Annotated in this window: 17 protein-coding genes; 15 read left to right on the plus strand and 2 right to left on the minus strand. The window is 71.1% G+C overall.

Annotation, left to right across the window (positions count from 1 at the left end; translation table 11 throughout):
* Positions 1 to 93: 93 nt before the first annotated feature.
* The 3 genes from F1721_RS13455 (at position 94) to F1721_RS13465 (ending at position 3,932) form a co-directional block, all read left to right on the plus strand.
* Entirely contained in the window at positions 94 to 2,616 is a 2,523-nt protein-coding gene (locus F1721_RS13455) for an ATP-dependent Clp protease ATP-binding subunit (RefSeq protein ID WP_150067399.1), read from the plus strand.
* Positions 2,617 to 2,751: 135 nt separating this feature from the next.
* Positions 2,752 to 3,333: an HdeD family acid-resistance protein gene (locus F1721_RS13460; protein WP_150067014.1), complete on the plus strand. Its 582-nt coding sequence runs from the start codon at positions 2,752 to 2,754 to the stop codon at positions 3,331 to 3,333.
* A gap of 191 nt (positions 3,334 to 3,524) precedes the next feature.
* A complete protein-coding gene (locus F1721_RS13465; RefSeq protein WP_150067015.1) occupies positions 3,525 to 3,932 on the plus strand; it encodes a VOC family protein in 408 nt (135 codons plus the stop codon).
* Positions 3,933 to 4,584: 652 nt separating this feature from the next.
* Here the strand turns inward: F1721_RS13465 and F1721_RS13470 are convergent.
* Both F1721_RS13470 and F1721_RS13475 read right to left on the minus strand, forming a co-directional pair.
* Positions 4,585 to 5,460, minus strand: a complete 876-nt coding sequence (locus tag F1721_RS13470; RefSeq protein ID WP_425474405.1) for an HAD family hydrolase — start codon at positions 5,458 to 5,460, stop codon at positions 4,585 to 4,587.
* A gap of 182 nt (positions 5,461 to 5,642) precedes the next feature.
* A complete protein-coding gene (locus tag F1721_RS13475; RefSeq protein WP_150067400.1) occupies positions 5,643 to 6,269 on the minus strand; it encodes a sigma-70 family RNA polymerase sigma factor in 627 nt (208 codons plus the stop codon).
* Positions 6,270 to 6,659: 390 nt separating this feature from the next.
* Between F1721_RS13475 and F1721_RS13480 the strand changes: the two genes are divergently transcribed.
* The 12 genes from F1721_RS13480 (at position 6,660) to F1721_RS13535 (ending at position 16,437) form a co-directional block, all read left to right on the plus strand.
* Positions 6,660 to 6,896 (plus strand): glutaredoxin family protein, encoded by a 237-nt coding sequence (locus F1721_RS13480; RefSeq protein WP_150067017.1) that lies wholly within the window; start codon positions 6,660 to 6,662, stop codon positions 6,894 to 6,896.
* Between the two features lie 361 nt (positions 6,897 to 7,257).
* On the plus strand, positions 7,258 to 8,097 hold the full coding sequence (locus tag F1721_RS13485; RefSeq protein WP_150067018.1) for a redox-sensing transcriptional repressor Rex: 840 nt from the start codon (positions 7,258 to 7,260) through the stop codon (positions 8,095 to 8,097).
* Entirely contained in the window at positions 8,094 to 9,476 is a 1,383-nt protein-coding gene (locus tag F1721_RS13490) for a glutamyl-tRNA reductase (protein WP_150067019.1), read from the plus strand. Before F1721_RS13485 ends, F1721_RS13490 begins: the two co-directional genes overlap by 4 nt.
* Positions 9,473 to 10,408, plus strand: coding sequence for a hydroxymethylbilane synthase (hemC, locus tag F1721_RS13495; RefSeq protein ID WP_150067020.1), 936 nt, complete (start codon positions 9,473 to 9,475; stop codon positions 10,406 to 10,408). The genes F1721_RS13490 and hemC overlap by 4 nt, the downstream gene beginning before the upstream one ends.
* Before the next feature lie 18 nt (positions 10,409 to 10,426).
* Positions 10,427 to 11,959, plus strand: coding sequence for a bifunctional uroporphyrinogen-III C-methyltransferase/uroporphyrinogen-III synthase (locus tag F1721_RS13500; protein WP_150067021.1), 1,533 nt, complete (start codon positions 10,427 to 10,429; stop codon positions 11,957 to 11,959).
* 216 nt (positions 11,960 to 12,175) lie between these two features.
* On the plus strand, positions 12,176 to 13,159 hold the full coding sequence (gene hemB, locus F1721_RS13505) for a porphobilinogen synthase (RefSeq protein ID WP_150067022.1): 984 nt from the start codon (positions 12,176 to 12,178) through the stop codon (positions 13,157 to 13,159).
* The gene (locus F1721_RS13510) at positions 13,156 to 13,725 is read left to right on the plus strand and encodes a hypothetical protein (RefSeq protein ID WP_150067023.1); all 570 of its coding nucleotides are present in this window, start codon (positions 13,156 to 13,158) and stop codon (positions 13,723 to 13,725) included. Before hemB ends, F1721_RS13510 begins: the two co-directional genes overlap by 4 nt.
* 36 nt (positions 13,726 to 13,761) lie before the next feature.
* The gene (locus F1721_RS13515; protein ID WP_150067024.1) at positions 13,762 to 14,259 is read left to right on the plus strand and encodes a hypothetical protein; all 498 of its coding nucleotides are present in this window, start codon (positions 13,762 to 13,764) and stop codon (positions 14,257 to 14,259) included.
* A gap of 50 nt (positions 14,260 to 14,309) precedes the next feature.
* The gene (locus F1721_RS13520; protein ID WP_150067025.1) at positions 14,310 to 14,855 is read left to right on the plus strand and encodes a hypothetical protein; all 546 of its coding nucleotides are present in this window, start codon (positions 14,310 to 14,312) and stop codon (positions 14,853 to 14,855) included.
* 51 nt (positions 14,856 to 14,906) lie between these two features.
* Positions 14,907 to 15,596 (plus strand): hypothetical protein, encoded by a 690-nt coding sequence (locus tag F1721_RS13525; protein ID WP_246154820.1) that lies wholly within the window; start codon positions 14,907 to 14,909, stop codon positions 15,594 to 15,596.
* Positions 15,596 to 16,006, plus strand: a complete 411-nt coding sequence (locus F1721_RS13530) for a hypothetical protein (protein WP_150067026.1) — start codon at positions 15,596 to 15,598, stop codon at positions 16,004 to 16,006. Before F1721_RS13525 ends, F1721_RS13530 begins: the two co-directional genes overlap by 1 nt.
* Positions 16,003 to 16,437, plus strand: a complete 435-nt coding sequence (locus tag F1721_RS13535; RefSeq protein WP_150067027.1) for a hypothetical protein — start codon at positions 16,003 to 16,005, stop codon at positions 16,435 to 16,437. The genes F1721_RS13530 and F1721_RS13535 overlap by 4 nt, the downstream gene beginning before the upstream one ends.
* Positions 16,438 to 16,807 lie beyond the last annotated feature (370 nt).

Consider the following 16,807-nt stretch of genomic DNA (forward strand, 5'->3'; position numbering starts at 1 on the left):
GTTGGTGTATTTGGGCTGGTAGACGCGCTTTGCGCGGGTGGTTGAGCGCGGCGGCGTCCCGGTCCCGACCTACACGTTCCCTGGTGGTGGATGATGAGTTTCCCCTCCGGCTTCGGCGCCCAAGACCCGTTCGCCGATCTGCTCAACCGGTTCTTCGGCATGTCGCCGCGCACCTCGCCGCCCGCCGTGCAGCGGGTGCCGATCGGGCGGCTGCTCACCGAGTCCGCCACCGACCTGATCCGCCGCGCCTCCGCCCGCGCCGAGCAGGACGGCAGCGCCGACCTGGACACCGAGCATCTGCTCTGGGCCGCCACCCAGGTGGAGGCCACCCGCAAGCTGCTGGAGCAGGCCGGGGCGGAACCGGACCACCTGGCCGAGCGGATCGCCGAGATCCTGCCCGGGGAGAGCGCGCAGCCGTCGGCGAACCCCGGCCTGACCCCGGCGGCCAAGCGGGTGCTGATCGGCGCGCACGCCCGCTCGCAAGCCGTCGGCGCCTCCTACATCGGGCCGGAGCACATCCTCGCCGCGCTGCTCGACGACCCGGACGCGGCGACGGTGCGGATGCTGGACTCGCAGGAGATCAACACCGACCGGCTCCGCGACCGCGTGGAGCGCTCCGCCGCGGCCGAAGGCACCCCGGCCGCGCCGAGCAGCGAGACCCCGACCCTGGACGAGTACGGCCGCGACCTGACCGCCGAGGCCCGCGCGGGCAAGGTCGACGTCGTGGTGGGCCGCGGCGACGAGATCGAGCAGACCGTGGAGATCCTGTCCCGGCGCAGCAAGAACAACCCGGTGCTGATCGGCGAACCCGGCGTCGGCAAGACGGCGATCGTGGAGGGCATCGCGCAGCGCATCGTCTCCGGCGACGTCCCGGAGACGCTGCAGGACAAGCGGGTCGTCGCGCTCGACCTGACCGGGCTGGTGGCCGGGGCGCAGTACCGCGGCGAGTTCGAGCAGCGGCTGAAGAAGGTCATCGACGAGGTCCGCGCCGCGGAGGGCTCGGTGATCCTGTTCATCGACGAGCTGCACACCGTGGTCGGCGCGGGCGCGGCCGAGGGCAGCATGGACGCGGGCAACATCCTCAAACCCGCCCTGGCGCGCGGTGAGCTGCACGTCGTCGGCGCCACCACCATCGACGAGTACCGCAAGCACATCGAGAAGGACTCCGCGCTGGAGCGCCGCTTCCAGCCGGTGATGATCCCGGAGCCGACCGTCGAGGAGACGATCCAGATCCTGGAGGGCCTGCGCGACTCCTACGAGGCGCACCACGGCGTGCGGTTCACCGACGAAGCGCTGGCCGCCGCAGCGACGCTCTCCGACCGCTACATCAGCGACCGGTTCCTGCCGGACAAGGCGATCGACCTGATCGACCAGACCGGCGCCCGGGTCCGGCTGCGCACGCTGCACCGCAGCGCCGGGACCCGCGAGCGCGAGGACGAGATCGCCAAGCTGCGGCGGGAGAAGGACCAGGCGGTCGCCGCCGAGGAGTTCGACCGGGCCGCCGAGCTCAAGCACCGGATCGAGGTCGCCGAGGGCGAGCTGGCCGGGATCGCCGAGCGCCGGGAGGGCATCACCGACGTCACGGTCCAGGACATCGCCGAGGTGCTGTCCAAGCGCACCGGAATCCCGGTGTCGCAGCTGACCGAGAGCGAGAAGGAGCGGCTGCTGAAGCTGGAGGAGGCGATGCACGACCGCGTCGTCGGCCAGGACGAGGCGGTCACCGCGGTCGCCGAGGCGGTGCGGCGCAGCCGGGCCGGGATGGGCGACCCGAATCGGCCGATCGGCTCGTTCCTGTTTCTCGGCCCCACCGGCGTCGGCAAGACGGAGCTGGCCAAGACGCTGGCCGAGATGCTCTTCGGCGACGAGCACCGGCTGATCCGGTTCGACATGAGCGAGTTCCAGGAGCGGCACACGGTGTCCCGGCTGCTCGGCGCCCCGCCCGGGTACGTCGGCTACGAGGAGGCCGGGCAGCTGACCGAGAAGGTCCGCCGCCAGCCCTACAGCGTCCTGCTGTTCGACGAGATCGAGAAGGCGCACCGGGACGTGTTCAACGCGCTGCTGCAGGTGCTCGACGACGGCAGGCTCACCGACGCGCAGGGCCGCACGGTGGACTTCCGCAACACCGTGGTGATCATGACCAGCAACATCGGCGCCCAGCGCATCCTCGCCCACGAGGGCCCGGTGGAGGAGATCCGCGACCAGCTGATGGACGACCTGCACGGCAGGTTCGCGCCGGAGTTCCTCAACCGCATCGACGACATCATCATCTTCCACCGGCTCGCCGAGGACGACCTGTCGCACATCGTCGACCTGCTGCTGGACCGCAGCAAGCGGCTGCTGCGCGCGCAGGAGGTGGACCTGGAGGTCACCGACGAGGCGAAGCGGTGGCTCACCAAGCGTGGCTACCAGCCGGAGTTCGGCGCGCGCCCGCTGCGCCGAACCATCCAGTCCGAGCTGGACAACCGGATCTCGAAGCTGCTGCTCGGCGGCGAGGTGCAGCCCGGCGACACCATCCTGGCGTCGGTCGAGGACGACGAGCTGGTCTGCACCCTGGCCCGCCCGTCGGTCCCGGAGCAGCAGTCCGGCACCCGGGAGCAGGAGACGTCGTCGGTCTGAGGCCGGACCACGCCGGTGCCGGGCGACGCAGTTTCAATTGAAACTGTGGTCCGGCTCGGGCGTGGCGGTCACCCGGACTGATGATCCGCGAGGTTGGGGACTGCGACACTCGCTGCTGCGTGCGGAGATTGGTTCATGAGCGTCTTTCCGGAAGAGCCCGCGCTGATCGCACAGCGCCTGGCGAAGATGGCCTGGCAGTCGATCCTGGTGGTCGGGGTCTGCTCGCTGGTGGTGGGCGTGCTGGCGCTGGTGTGGCCCGCCGCGACGCTGATCGTGGTCGGCGTCCTGTTCGGCGTCTACCTGCTGGTCAGCGGGGTGCTGCAGATCGTCGCCGCGTTCGGCACGCACGCCTCGGTGGCCATCCGGGTGCTCGCGTTCGTCAGCGGTGCGCTGTCGATCCTGCTCGGGTTGCTGTGCTTCCGCGGCGAGATGCAGTCGATCCTGCTGCTGGGCCTGTGGATCGGGATCGGCTGGCTGTTCCGCGGCATCACGGAGATCACCGCGTCGGTGGCGGACCGGGACAGGCCCGCGCGCGGCTGGCAGATCTTCCTCGGCGTCCTCACCGCGCTGGGCGGGGTGGTGCTGATCGTGTCGCCGCTGGCCTCGGTCGCGCTGCTGGTGCTGTTCGGCGGGATCTGGCTGCTGGTGGTGGGCGTCGTGGAGATCATCACCGCGTTCCGCATCCGCAGCGCGGCCAAGCGCGTCGCGAGCGGCTGACCTCCGCCGTCCGGGCGTGCGAGCGGGGTGGGGTGCGCCCGGCCGGACGGACGGGCCGGTGCGGTGGGCGGGGATGCCACCGCACCGGCCCGCTTTTCGTCGGAGCTCGCCGCGAGGATTTCCAGCGCGCCGTCGCGTCGCGGCGCGCCTAGCCTGCAATTGCCGAAAAACCGAGCAGAGGGGGACTTCCGGTGTCTTCTCGTCTCAACCCGTACATCAGCTTCGACGGCACGGCCCGCCAGGCGATGGAGTTCTACCAGCAGGTCTTCGGCGGGAACCTGCAGATCAGCACCTACGGCGACGCCGGGGCCACCGACGTGCCGGACGCCGACAAGGTGATGCACTCGATGCTGGAGACGGACCGCGGCTTCACGCTGATGGCCTCCGACGTCCCGCCGGGCATGGAGCACCGCCCGGGCAACAACATCTCGGTGAGCGTCACCGGCGACGACGACGCGGAGCTGCGCGACTACTGGGCGAAGCTCTCGGCGGACGGCGTCGTCGCGGTCCCGCTGGAGAAGCAGATGTGGGGCGACGTCTTCGGCATGTGCACGGACCGCTTCGGCATCACGTGGATGGTCGACATCAGCGGCGATTGAGGTTTCCAGGCTCGTTTTGCGTGGCGGTGCGGGTGGCGGAACCTCAGCGCCCGCCTGGCTGTGGGTGCCCTGGCTTATGTATGAGCCGATACAGGGCGTCAGGGCCGTCCTCGCCGGAAGGAACCCCAGAGGGGTGGGCACCGTGAACCCGCGGCGGTGCCGGTTGCGAGGGTGGGTTATGCGCCTGCGGCGCATGCGACACCTGCCGGTCGTCCTTCGCGGCTGCGGTCCACGGACGGGGATGAACAAGTTCAATGGAAATCAGACGTCCGATTTCCATTGAAATCGCGGGGGGAACCGACCGGTGTCGGCGTGTCGGACGTCGACGCGCCGACGGTGCGCAACTTCCATGGAGGTTTTTCCAACCTCGTTCTGAGTGGGGGTGCGGGTGGCGGAACCTCAGCGCCCGCCTGGCTGTGGGTGCCCAACTTGATGTATGCCAATACACGGCAGTTGGGCCGTCCTCGCCAGGCGAACGCTGAGAACCCGCGGCGGTGCCGGTTGCGAGGGTGGGTTATGCGCCTGCGGCGCATGCGGCACCTGCCGACCGGTGCCGGTCGCCCTTCGCGGCTGCGGTCCACGGCCAGGATGAAAAAGGCTCATGGAAATCGGATCTTCGACTTCCATTGAAATCGTGGACTCCCGGGGTCGGTCAGGAGCGGTCGCGGCGGCGGTAGGCGAGGCCCGCGGCGACGGCACCGGCGATGGCGCTCGCGCCGAGCATCGAGTTCAGGCCGATGCGGGCCGCCTTGCGGCCGGTGCGGAAGTCGCGGACCTCCCAGCCGCGGGCGCGGGCGATGTCGCGCAGCCGCTGGTCCGGGTTCACCGCGACCGCGGTGCCCACCACCGACAGCATCGGGATGTCGTTGGCCGAGTCCGAGTACGCCGTGCAGCGGCGCAGGTCCAGGCCTTCGCTGGCGGCCAGCGCGCGGACCGCGTGCGCCTTGGCCCGGCCGTGCAGCATCTCGCCGACCAGCCGCCCGGTGTAGACGCCGTTTGCGCTCTCCGCGACGGTGCCCAGCGCGCCGGTCAGGCCGAGGCGGCGCGCGATGATCTGCGCCAGCTCGACCGGCGTCGCGGTCACCAGCCAGACCCGCTGCCCGGCGTCCAGGTGCATCTGCGCCAGCGCCCGGGTGCCCGCCCAGATCCGGTCGGCCATCAGCTCGTCGTAGATCTCCTCGCTGAGCTCCACCAGCTCGGAGACCTTGCGCCCGGCCACGAAGGACAGCGCCTGCTCGCGGCTGGCCTGCATGTCCTGGTGGTTCTCCCGGCCGCCGACCCGGAACTTCAGCTGCTGCCAGGCGAACCCGGCCAGGTCGGTGGCGGTGAGGAACTTGCGGGCGGCCAGTCCGCGGGCGAAGTGGAACAGCGAGGCGCCCATCATCATCGTGTTGTCCACGTCGAAGAACGCCGCCGCGGTGAGGTCGGGCGGGGTGGCCAGCGAGCCGTCCGGGCCGGGGGCCGCGGCCACGGCCGCTTCCGCCGAGGCGCGACCGGCCACCTTCGCGCTGTCGACCTGCGTGGTCAGGCCGCGCTGCTCCGCGCCATCGGCCGAGCCCTGACGTGTCGGCACCGCCGCGCCTCCCTGGGGGTCCTCCGGAGTGTGAAGTTCCTGGTCTTGCCGACCCTGGGCCATCCGGCTCAGCAGACTCCTAGCTTAGAGCCTCCCGGCAACCACCTTTGCGCACCTCCGGCGGGCGCGGCAACGCCTCAGCGGAGATCGTCCGGCAGCAGCTGCGCCAGACGGCGGATCGCCCGGTGCTGCAGGGCTTTGACGGCTCCTTCGTTGCGCTGCATCGCGGCCGCGGTCTCGGTCACCGACAGGCCCTGCAGGAACCGGAGCCGGATGCACTCGCGCTGGTCGGGGTTGAGCTGGCGGACGCAGCGCAGCAGCTCGTGGTGGGTGGCCTCGGTGAGCACGTGCTGCTCGGGGCCGAAGGACGCGCGGTGCGTCGGGAGGTTGTCGGTCCAGTCGGCGGTTGGGATTTCCAGCCGGTACCGGCTGGACTTGATGTGGTCCAGGATCAGGTTCTTGGCGATGGTGATGAACCAGGCCGCCACGTCGCGGCCCTGGTAGCTGATGGAGGCGATCCGGCGCAGGGCGCGCAGGAAGGTCTCGCTGGTGATGTCCTCGGCCAGGCAGTGGTCGCTGACCCGGAACAGCACGTAGCGGTAGACGGTCTGGGCGTACTCGTCGTAGAGGTGCCCGAAGGCGTCGTTGTCGCCCTGCTGCGCGGCGCTGACGTAGGCCCAGCTCCCCGACCTCGGGGCGACCGGTTCGACGCGGCGGTGGGCGACTTCCGGGGCGGGGGGTGCGAGCGTGTTCGGGCTGCTCATCTCTTGCGACCTCCTGCCGTCGTTGGCGGACCGGTCCTGGTGCTCGACGGGACGCACCAGGTCCGGCGTCATGTCGCGGTGTCCTTCGGACACCCGCCTCCGGTCGCGGAGCGAGCAGTCGTTCGTGGCGGTGTCGGGGCGCTCGTTCGGGACTCCAGGTGCACCGGGGGCGTGGCGCTGGAGCAGCAGCATACGTGTTGTTACTCAGAAGTAGGTAGTGCAACGCGGTGATCGTGTCGTCACGCACCGTGCTCGCGAGGGCTTCCCGACGTCGTTCCGGGAGGTGATTTTGGACACTTGACCAGCGGGATTCCGGGCGCGGTCCGCGACCGGCGGCTCGGTACCGTGGAGCGCTGGGAACCGGCCCGAATTTCTCCCTGGAGCGGCGGTATGCACCAAGTGACCGTGATGACCCGCGAGGGCTGCCACGCGTGCGAGGACGCGATCTCCGACGTGCGGCGGATCTGCGCTGAGCTCGACGTCGCGTGGTCCGCGGCGGACGTCGACGCCGACCCGGAGCTGCGGGCCGAGTACGGCGACCGGGTCCCGGTGATCTTGATCGATGGAGCCGAGCACGGCTTCTGGCGGGTCGAGGAGGACCGCTTCCGCCGCGCGCTGGCCGGCTGACCGCGATCCGGCCCCGCGCGACGCCCGTCACGTGCCCCAGACCACGCGTTTTGGCACGTCGGGGGGCTATCGGCAATGATGGCGGGGAAGGTTTGCGCCTCCTGGCCACTGCGACCGCGGCGACTTTGTGCATGCGTTCACAAGTGGTTACGGTGTAGGGGTCGGGCCGCCGGAATTCTCGGCGCGGATCAGCGGACCAGGTGCCGTCCGCGGCGCCGGGACGACGCCGCCGAGGAGCAGACCGGCCGGCGTCGGTGCTCCCCGCCTGCGGATGAAGTCGGGAAGTCGACGACCACGGCAGCCACCCGCGGCGGAGCGCGGGTGGACAGGTGAGCGAGCAGCAGGGCGAGGGAGATCCAGCGTGACGGCCCACGGAGCGGACGTGCAGGACGGAGACGGGCAGGCCGAGGCCGATTCCCGGATCGAGTCCAAGCAGTCGGTCGAGGTGCCCGCGGCCCGCGAGCGGGCCCGCGCGATCCCGGAAGCCGCCGTCGCCCGCCTGGCGGTCTACCTGCGGGCCCTCTCCGGCCTGGCCGACCAGGACGTCACCACGGTCTCCAGCGACGAGCTGGCCGCCGCGGCGGGCGTGAACTCCGCGAAGCTCCGCAAGGACCTGTCCTACATCGGCTCCTACGGCACCCGCGGGGTCGGCTACGAGGTGTCGGTGCTGATCGGCCAGATCGAGCGCACCCTCGGCCTGACCCGCAAGCACAGCGTCGCGGTGGTCGGGATCGGCAACCTCGGCCACGCGCTGGCCAACTACGGCGGCTTCCCGAGCCGCGGCTTCCCGGTGTCGGCGCTGTTCGACCTGGACCCCGACCTGGTCGGCGTGCCGGTCGGCGGCATCCCGGTCAGCCACATCGACGACATCGTCGAGGTGTGCACCGACCGCGAGGTCACCATCGGCGTGATCGCCACGCCCGCGCAGGGCGCCCAGGAGGTCTGCGACCGTTTGGTCGCCGGGGGCGTTACGTGCATCCTGAACTTCGCGCCCGTCGTGCTGCAGGTCCCCGAGGACGTCGAGGTGCGCAAGGTCGACCTGGCGGTGGAGATGCAGATCTTGTCCTTCCACGTGGCCCGGCGCCAGCAGGAAGCCGCAGCGCAGTCCGATGTGGACGGTGCGGACCTGGGGCCGCCGGGTACCGGCGAACAGGTGCCAGGCGAGGTCGAATCGGCGAACAGGATGGTGGAACGGCTGTGAACCTGCTCACCGTCGGGATTTCCCACCGCAGCGCCCCGGTCCGGGTGCTGGAGCGGGTCTCGATCAGCGGCGACGAAGTCCGCAAGGTGCTCGACGAACTGCTGCAGCAGGACCACGTGTGCGAGGCGTTCGTGATCTCGACCTGCAACCGGGTCGAGGTGTACGCGATCGCGGAGACCTTCCACGGCGGCCTGGACGACGTCAGCTCGGTGCTGACCCGGCACGCCGGTGCGGACTTCCGCGAGCTGGCCGACCACCTCTACGTCTACTACGCGGGCGCCGCCGTCGAGCACCTGTTCTCGGTGGCCGCCGGGCTGGACTCGATGGTCGTCGGCGAGGCGCAGATCCTCGGCCAGCTGCGGCAGGCCTACGGCACCGCGGACGAGAACGGCACCGTCGGCAAGACGCTGCACGAGCTGGCCCAGCAGGCGCTGCGCGTCGGCAAGCGTGTGCACAGCGAGACCGGCATCGACGCTGAAGGCGCGTCGGTGGTCTCCGAGGCGCTCGCGGACGCCGAGGTGGCGCTGGACGGCTTGGCCGGGCGCAGCGCGCTGATCGTCGGCGCGGGCTCGATGGGCGGTCTGGCCGCCGCGCAGCTCAAGCGCGTCGGCATCGGCGAGGTCGTGATCGCCAACCGCACCCCCGCCAACGGGCAGCGGCTGGCCGAATCGCTGCGCGCCGACGGCGTCGACGCGCGCACCGCGGACCTCAGCGACCTCTCCGGCGCGATCGCCGCCGCCGACCTGGTAGTGGCCTGCACCGGTGCGATCGGCGCCGTGGTCACCTCGGACGTGGTCGCCGCGGCGCTGGCCGAGCGCGACGGCCGACCGCTGCTGTGCTGCGACCTCGGGCTGCCCCGCGACATCGACGCCGACGTGGCCGAGCTGCCCGGCGTCACCGTCGTCGACCTGGAGAGCCTGCAGCAGCGGCTCTCCGACCGGCAGGGCGGCAACGAGTCCGAGCGCGCCGCCCAGATCGTCGCCGAGGAGCTGCGCGGCTACCTGGCCGCGCAGCGCTCGGCCGAGGTGACCCCGACCGTGACCGCGCTGCGCAAGCGCGCCGCCGAGGTGGTGGACAGCGAGCTGCTGCGGCTCGACTCGCGCCTGCCCGAGCTCGACGGCGACGTGCGCGACGAGCTGGCGCGCACCGTCCGCCGCGTGGTGGACAAGCTGCTGCACGCCCCCACGGTGCGGGTCAAGCAACTGGCGTCGGTGCCGGGCGGAGCCGGGTACGCCGACGCGCTCCGAGAGCTCTTCGAACTCGATCCGCAGACCACCGCGGTGCTCGGTGCCCCGCAGGCCGAGGACGGCCTGCCCGGGACCACCGTCGCCCAGGCCCGCAAGCGCGATCGAGCTGCACAAGACGGGGAGGACCGTTGAACAAGACCCTCCGCATCGGCACCCGCGGCAGCGCCCTGGCGATGGCGCAGAGCACGTGGGTCGCCGAACAGCTGGAGCAGGCGGGTTACCCGACCGAGCTGGTCACCGTGAAGACCCCCGGCGACCTCTCGATGGCGCCGATCGCCGAGATCGGCGTGGGCGTGTTCACCTCGGCGCTGCGCGAGGCGCTGGCCAACGGCGAGGTGGACGTCGCGGTGCACTCCTTCAAAGACCTGCCGACCGAACCGGACCCCCGGTTGTCGCTGGCCGCCGTCCCGGTCCGGGAGGACCCGCGGGACGCGCTGGTGGCGCGGGACGGTCTGACGCTCGGCGAACTGCCCCCGGGCTCCGTAGTGGGCACCGGTTCGCCGCGCCGCGCCAGCCAGCTCCGGGCCCTGGGCCTGGGGCTGGAGGTGCGCAGCATCCGCGGCAATGTGGACACCCGCCTGCGCAAGGTGACCGACGGCGAGCTGGACGCCGTCGTCCTCGCCCGCGCCGGGCTGGCCCGCGTGGGTCGGCTCGAGGTGATCACGGAAACGCTCGATCCACTGCAGATGCTGCCCGCGCCCGCCCAGGGCGCGCTCGCAGTGGAATGCCGCGTCGACGACGTGGACACCGAGCACCTGCTGCAGTCCGTTCTGGACGATCAGGCCAGCCGCGCCGCGGCGGCCGCCGAGCGCGCCATGCTGAACGCGCTCGAAGCGGGCTGTAGCGCGCCGGTCGGCGCGCTGGCCGAAGTGGTGGAGGACCTCGACGAGGACGGGCGCGTGGCGCTGCGGCTGTCCCTGCGCGGGGTGGTGGCGGCCGACGACTCCCGTCTGGTCCGCGCCTCCATCACTGGTGAGACGACCGCCGCTGACCAGCTGGGCCGCGAACTGGCCGCTCAGCTGATCGAAGCCCGGACCGCACTGCTCAGCGGTCCCGGGCAGTAGTTGATGGGGAGTGCCCTGATGACCCGAGCACGCAAGACCCCCGGACGGATCGCATTCGTGGGCTCCGGTCCCGGAGATGCCGGACTGCTCACCGTTCGGGCCCGGGACGCGATCACCCGCGCCGCGCTGCTGGTGACCGACCCGGACGTACCCGCCGACATCGTCGGCCTGGCCGCGGACGGCGCCGAGGTGCGCCCCGCCGTGGGCGACCCGGCGGACGTGGCCAAGGACCTGGCGAACGAGGCCGCGACCGGGCGCGGTGTGGTGCGCCTGATCGCCGGTGACCCGCTGACCGCCGACGCGGTGGTCCGCGAGGTCCAGGAGGTCGCCAAGACCGGTGCCGCCTTCGACGTGGTTCCCGGCGTCGCAGGTGGCAGCGCGGTCCCGGCGTACGCCGGTGTCGCGCTCGGCGCCGCGCACACCGAGGTGGACGTCCGCGGTGACGTGGACTGGGCGGCGCTGGCCGCCTCGCCCGGTGCGCTGGTGCTGCACACCACCGGCAGCCACCTGGCCGAGGCCGCCTCGCGGCTGGTCGAGCACGGCAAGGCCGCGACCACGCCGGTCGCGGTGACCGCCTCCGGCACCACGGTGCAGCAGCGCACCATCGACACGACGCTGGCCTCGCTGGCCGCGGACGCCGGTGAGCTGCAGGGCCACCTGGTGGTGACCATCGGCGACGTCGTGTCCGAGCGCAGCAAGCTCTCCTGGTGGGAGTCCCGCGCCCTGTACGGCTGGAAGGTCCTGGTGCCGCGCACCAAGGAGCAGGCCGGTGTGATGAGCGAGCGCCTGTGGTCGCACGGCGCCGTCTCGCACGAGGTGCCGACCATCTCCGTCGAGCCGCCGCGCAGCCCCGCGCAGATGGAGCGCGCGGTCAAGGGTCTGGTCGACGGCCGCTACCAGTGGGTGGTGTTCACCTCGGCCAACGCCGTGAAGGCGGTGTGGGAGAAGTTCGGCGAGTTCGGCCTGGACGCGCGGGCCTTCTCCGGCGTGAAGATCGCCTGCGTCGGCGAGGCCACCGCGGAGCGGGTGCGCGCCTTCGGGATCATCCCGGAGCTGCTGCCCTCCGGTGACCAGTCCAGCGAGGGCCTGCTGCAGGACTTCCCGCCGCACGACGACGTCCTGGACCCGGTGGACCGGGTCCTGCTGCCGCGCGCGGACATCGCGACCGAGACGCTGTCGGCCGGTCTGCGCGAGCGCGGCTGGGAGGTCGACGACGTGACGGCCTACCGCACGGTCCGCGCGGCCCCGCCGCCGGCCGAGACCCGCGAGATGATCAAGACGGGCGGTTTCGACGCGGTGTGCTTCACCTCGTCGTCGACGGTCCGCAACCTGGTCGGCATCGCGGGCAAGCCGCACGCCCGGACGCTGGTGGCCTGCATCGGCCCGAACACGGCGGAAACGGCCAAGGAGTTCGGCCTCCGAGTCGACGTCCAGCCGGAGGTCCCCCGCGTCGAGGACCTGGTGGACGCCCTCGCCGAGCACGCGGCCCGCCTCCGCGCGGAAGGTGCCCTCCCGCCCCCGCGCAAGGCCAAGCGAGCCCGCCGCAGCTGACGCAACGCCCGAAGGGCGCCTCCCGACCCCGGTCGGAAGGCGCCCTTCGGGCGTTTCCGGGGGACTTCACTCGGATTTGGTGCGTCAGATGCAGCACCAGCGCGGACGAGCACCTCCGGTGGGATCCGGGGTGGGCGGTGACCCTCCGGCGTCCGGTTCGTCGGGGTGGCTACGCTCGGGGTGTCACCCCCGTCGAGCTGCTTGGGGAGCTGCTGGATGTATCCCTCGCACCGTCCGCGTCGGCTTCGCCGGAATCCGGCACTGCGTCGACTGGTTTCCGAGACCTCCGTGGAACCTCGGCAGCTGGTGCTGCCGATGTTCGTGCGGGAGGGCCTCGACGAGCCCGCGCCGATCCCCTCGATGCCGGGTGTCGTGCAGCACACCCGCGACTCGCTGCGGAAGGCCGCCGTCGACGCGGTCAGCGCCGGGGTCGGCGGGTTGATGCTCTTCGGCGTGCCCGCTGAGCGGGACGCGACGGGGTCCGGGGCGATCGATCCGGACGGCATCCTCAACGTCGCGCTGCGCGACCTGCACGCCGAGCTCGGCGACGACACCGTGCTGATGGCCGACCTGTGCCTGGACGAGTTCACCGACCACGGGCACTGCGGCGTGCTGGACGAGGACGGGACCGTCGACAACGACCGGACGCTGCAGATCTACGGCGAGATGGCCGTGGTGCAGGCGCAGTCCGGGGCGCACGTGGTCGGGCCCAGCGGGATGATGGACGGCCAGGTCGGCGTGATCCGCGACTCGCTGGACGCGACCGGCTTCGGCGACACCTCGATCCTGGCCTACTCGGCGAAGTACGCCTCCGCCTTCTTCGGGCCGTTCCGGGACGCGGTCGACTCGCAGCTGCAGGGCGACCGCAACACCTACCAGCAGGACCCGGCCAACGGCCGCGAGGCGCTGCGGGAGGCCGACCTGGACCTGGCCGAGGGCGCCGACATGGTGATGGTCAAGCCCGCCATGTCCTACCTCGACGTGCTGCGCGACATCGCGGGCGTGGCCGACGTGCCGGTGGCCGCCTACCAGGTGTCCGGCGAGTACTCGATGATCGAGGCCGCCGCCGCCAACGGGTGGCTGGACCGGCAGCGGACCGTGCTGGAGTCGCTGACCTCCATCCGGCGGGCGGGCGCGGACATCGTCCTCACCTACTGGGCCGCCGAGGCCGCGCAGTGGCTGCGGGGCGCTCGCGCATGACCGAACCGGGGCAGCGGGTCGACGCGTTCGGCCGGCCGACGCCGGAACCCGAGCCGCAGGTGCCGCAGTCGCTGCTGGTGGCGCGGTGGCTGTGGATCGGGTCGGTGCTGATCGGCGTCGTGCAGTCCTTCATCCAGCTCGCCGACCGGTCCGGGCTGATCACCAAGCTGCGGCAGCTGAACCCGGACCTGGGCCAGCAGGAGCTCGACGCCGCGGCCAACAGCTCGATCATGTTCGCCTTCCTGCTGAAGGCGCTGATCCTGATGGTGTACGTGGTGCTCACCAAGCGGATGCTGGAGGGGCGGAACTGGTCGCGGGTCGTGCTCACCGTGTTCGGCGGGTTCGGCGCGTTCAACGCGCTGATCACGGTGCTGACCGTCGGAGTGGTCGGCACCGCGATGGTCCACCAGCTCACCGGGGTCGCCATCAGCTGGGTCGAGGTGCTGTTCTCGCTGGTCGTGACGGCCGTCGAAGTCACCGCGATCGTGTTCATGTTCCGGCCGGACGCCAACCGGTACATCCGGGAGGCCGGGGCGCGCCTGCGCCTCGGCCGCCCGCTGCGCTGAATTGTGGCCGGACCCGGGGGTTCCTAACCTGGGCATGTGACGTCGCAGGAGCCCGACTCCGCGGCCCGGCCTGCTCGGCCGGGCACGATCGACGGGGCCTTCTGGGCCGGTGTCGCCAGCGTCGTGGTGGGGTTCGCCATCCTCGCCACCTCCTTCCTGGCGGTCTCGGACGCCGAGCTGCAAGTGGTGGTGGAGGAGGCCGCGGCGCAGGGCCAGCAGCTCACGCCGGAGCAGGCCCGCGCCGTCTACTCCGGGGTGATGGTGCTGGTCGCCGCGGTCGTGGTGGTCATCGCGGCGCTGTGGATCATGTTCCTGGTCTTCCTGCGCAACGGCCGGAACTGGGCGCGGGTCGTGATCACCGTGGTGGGCGCGGCGTGGATCCTGCTGACCATGCCGTCGCTGGCCGGTACGACGGTCGGCGGGGTGGGCACGGCGCTGCTGGCGCTGGTGCAGGTGCTGGCCGTCGCCGCGACGCTCGTGCTCGCCTACCTCGCGCCGTCGAACCAGTACTTCCAGCACGCGCGGCAGCGGTGAGTTCGGCCGAACCGGTGGACCGAGGATGATCTCGCCTCTACTGTCCCCCCGTGACATCGCCGCAGAACCCCTGGCAGCAGTTCCCGCCGCAGCAGCCGTTTCCCGGCCCTCCGCCCCAGTACGCCGTCGCGCGCCCGACGCCGCCCGGCTCGGTCGTCTTCGCGCGCTGGCTGGCCGCGGTGTGCCCGCCGCTCATCGCGCTGCTGGGCGTCATCGGGTACGCGATCTCGACGGTGCAGATCCTCGACGCCGGGTTCGGTCCGACGCTCTGGATCCTGGTCAACGGTGTGCTGACCCTCGGTGCCGCGGTGTGCGGGGTGCTCTGGTTGGTGCTGTCCGGCGGATTGCGGAAGGGGCGCAGGTCGGCGCGGATCGTGCTCGTGGTGCTCGCCATCGCGTGGCTGCTGCACACCCTCTACTCCGCCACGACCTTCGTGCTGAGCTTCGCGCATGATTTCGGGAGCATCACCCTCAACCCGATCCTCCTCCTCGGCATCGGTGATCTGCTGTTGTCGCTGGTCGTCCCGATCGTCTTCCTGATCTTGGTGGCCACCCCGTCGGCGAACGCGTACTTCAGGGCGATGGCCGGGCGGTGAGTTTGCCCAACCAAGTGGACAGCACATGAGTCGGGTTCATACTGTTTGCCGGTGACTTCACCGCAAAATCCTTGGCAGCAGGGCGGGTACCCGCAGTACCCCCAGGGGGGTACGCCGTCCGGCGGCTTCCCCCAGCAGTACCCGCAGGGCGGGTACCCGCAGCAGAACCCCTACGCGGCGCCGCCGGTGCCCGCGCAGGAGATGGCCCAGATCCCGCCGCCGATCACCGTGGAGATCGCCTTCTGGATCGCGATCGCGGTGCCGCTGCTGGTGACGGTCCTGTCCGTGGTCAGCTTCATGACCCTGCAGGGCTACCTGAACGACACGCTGGCGGGCGTGACCTCCGATCCGGAGCTGCCGAGCGAGTTCCAGGACGGGATGTCCGCGTTCGTCAACGGGGTCATGCTGTTCACCTTCATCTTCTTCACGGTGATCTTCCTGATCCTGACCGGGCTGTGGATCCTGTTCGGCTTCAAGATGCGGGCCGGTCGGAACTGGGCGCGGGTCACGCTCACCGTCTTCGCCTCGATCTGGCTGCTCAACTCGATCTTCAACCTGATCCAGGGCGGCAGCACCACGACCTTCACCGGTGACATGCCGGAGATCGCAATGCCCACGTCGTACTACGTGCTGACCTACGTCCAGGCCGGGCTCGGCCTGCTGTCCATGGGCGGGTTCATCGCGCTGGTCTTCGTGAAGCCGTCGAACTGGTACTTCAACGCGGCGCGGCGCGCCTACTGATGCCACGACCGCTGCGCTACGCCGTCGTCCTGTGGTGGACGGTGGCGATCCTCCTGCTGCTGCAGGCCGGGCTGATGTGGTCCGGCCGCGCCGAGCTCGTGCAGCAGCTCGCCGTGCAGCAGCAGCTGGCACCGGCGGACGCGGCGGCCCGGGCGCAGCAGCTGATCCTGGCCAACACCGGGATCGCGGTTGCGCTCGCGGCGGCCTACCTGGGGTTCGGCGTGGCGCTGTTCAAGCGGCGCTCGTGGGGGCGGATCGGGGTGACCGCGTTCGCCCTGCTGCACCTGGTGCTCGTGCTGGGGTCGGGGGCGGTGTTCAGCGTGCACACCGTCCTGCTAGTCCTGGGCGGAACGGCTGCGGTGTTGTTGTGGCGGGCACCTTGCACGGAATGGCTGACGGGTGAGCGATGAGCGAACCGGTGCTGTACTCGGAACGCGGTAGCAGCTGGTGGCCGGTGCTGTGGGGACCGGCGTTCGCGCTGCTGGGGTTCGGTGTCGAGGCGTTGACGCCCGGCCCGCTGAGCCCGTGGATGTGGACCCTGACCGGGGGACTGCTGGCCGTCGCGGCGGCGGTCTGGGTGCAGGGCCGCCGTCGGCTGGTCTCGGTGCGGCTGACGCCGGACCGACTCGTGCTCGGGCGCGAGGAGATCGAGGTCAGCCGCATCGCGGCGGTCACGGACGTGGGCGCCCCGGTGGGGGCGCGGGTGCTCGGCGGGAGCTGGACGGTCCCGAAGGGCACCGGCGAGGTGCCGCTCCGGATCGACGACGACAAGGTCGTCCTGGCCTGGGCGAAGAACCCCGAGGCCCTGTCGGCGGCCCTGGCGAAGCTCGTGGAGAAGTGACCGGACACGATTTCACTGAGGTTTTCCAGCCTCGTTCTGCGTGGCGGTGCGGGTGGCGGAACCTCAGCGCCCGCCTGGCTGTGGGTGCCCTGACTGATGTATGACCCGATACACGGCTGTATGACCCGATACACGGCGTCAGGGCCGTCCTCGCCGGAAGGAACCCCGGAGGGGTGGGCACCGTGAACCCGCGGCGGTGCGAGTTGCGAGGGTGGGTTATGCGCCTGCGGCGCATGCGCCCCTCGCCGATCGGTGCAGTTCGCCCTTCGCAGCTGCGGTCCACGGGCAGGATGCGATTTCAATGGAAATCGGAGGTCTGATTTCCATTGAAATCGTGGAAGTCCGGCACCGCCCGGACGACCCGTCCACA

Source organism: Saccharopolyspora hirsuta, from assembly GCF_008630535.1.
Classification (GTDB): domain Bacteria; phylum Actinomycetota; class Actinomycetes; order Mycobacteriales; family Pseudonocardiaceae; genus Saccharopolyspora; species Saccharopolyspora hirsuta.

Excerpts from the sequence above, each read along its gene's own strand:
- F1721_RS13455 (WP_150067399.1), top strand. The coding sequence starts at position 94 with ATGAGTTTCCCCTCCGGCTTCGGCGCCCAAGACCCGTTCGCCGATCTG.
- F1721_RS13475 (WP_150067400.1), bottom strand. The coding sequence starts at position 6,269 with ATGAGCAGCCCGAACACGCTCGCACCCCCCGCCCCGGAAGTCGCCCAC.
- F1721_RS13510 (WP_150067023.1), top strand. The coding sequence starts at position 13,156 with ATGACCGAACCGGGGCAGCGGGTCGACGCGTTCGGCCGGCCGACGCCG.
- F1721_RS13500 (WP_150067021.1), top strand. The coding sequence starts at position 10,427 with ATGACCCGAGCACGCAAGACCCCCGGACGGATCGCATTCGTGGGCTCC.
- hemB (WP_150067022.1), top strand. The coding sequence starts at position 12,176 with ATGTATCCCTCGCACCGTCCGCGTCGGCTTCGCCGGAATCCGGCACTG.
- F1721_RS13530 (WP_150067026.1), top strand. The coding sequence starts at position 15,596 with ATGCCACGACCGCTGCGCTACGCCGTCGTCCTGTGGTGGACGGTGGCG.
- F1721_RS13460 (WP_150067014.1), top strand. The coding sequence starts at position 2,752 with ATGAGCGTCTTTCCGGAAGAGCCCGCGCTGATCGCACAGCGCCTGGCG.
- F1721_RS13480 (WP_150067017.1), top strand. The coding sequence starts at position 6,660 with ATGCACCAAGTGACCGTGATGACCCGCGAGGGCTGCCACGCGTGCGAG.
- F1721_RS13535 (WP_150067027.1), top strand. The coding sequence starts at position 16,003 with ATGAGCGAACCGGTGCTGTACTCGGAACGCGGTAGCAGCTGGTGGCCG.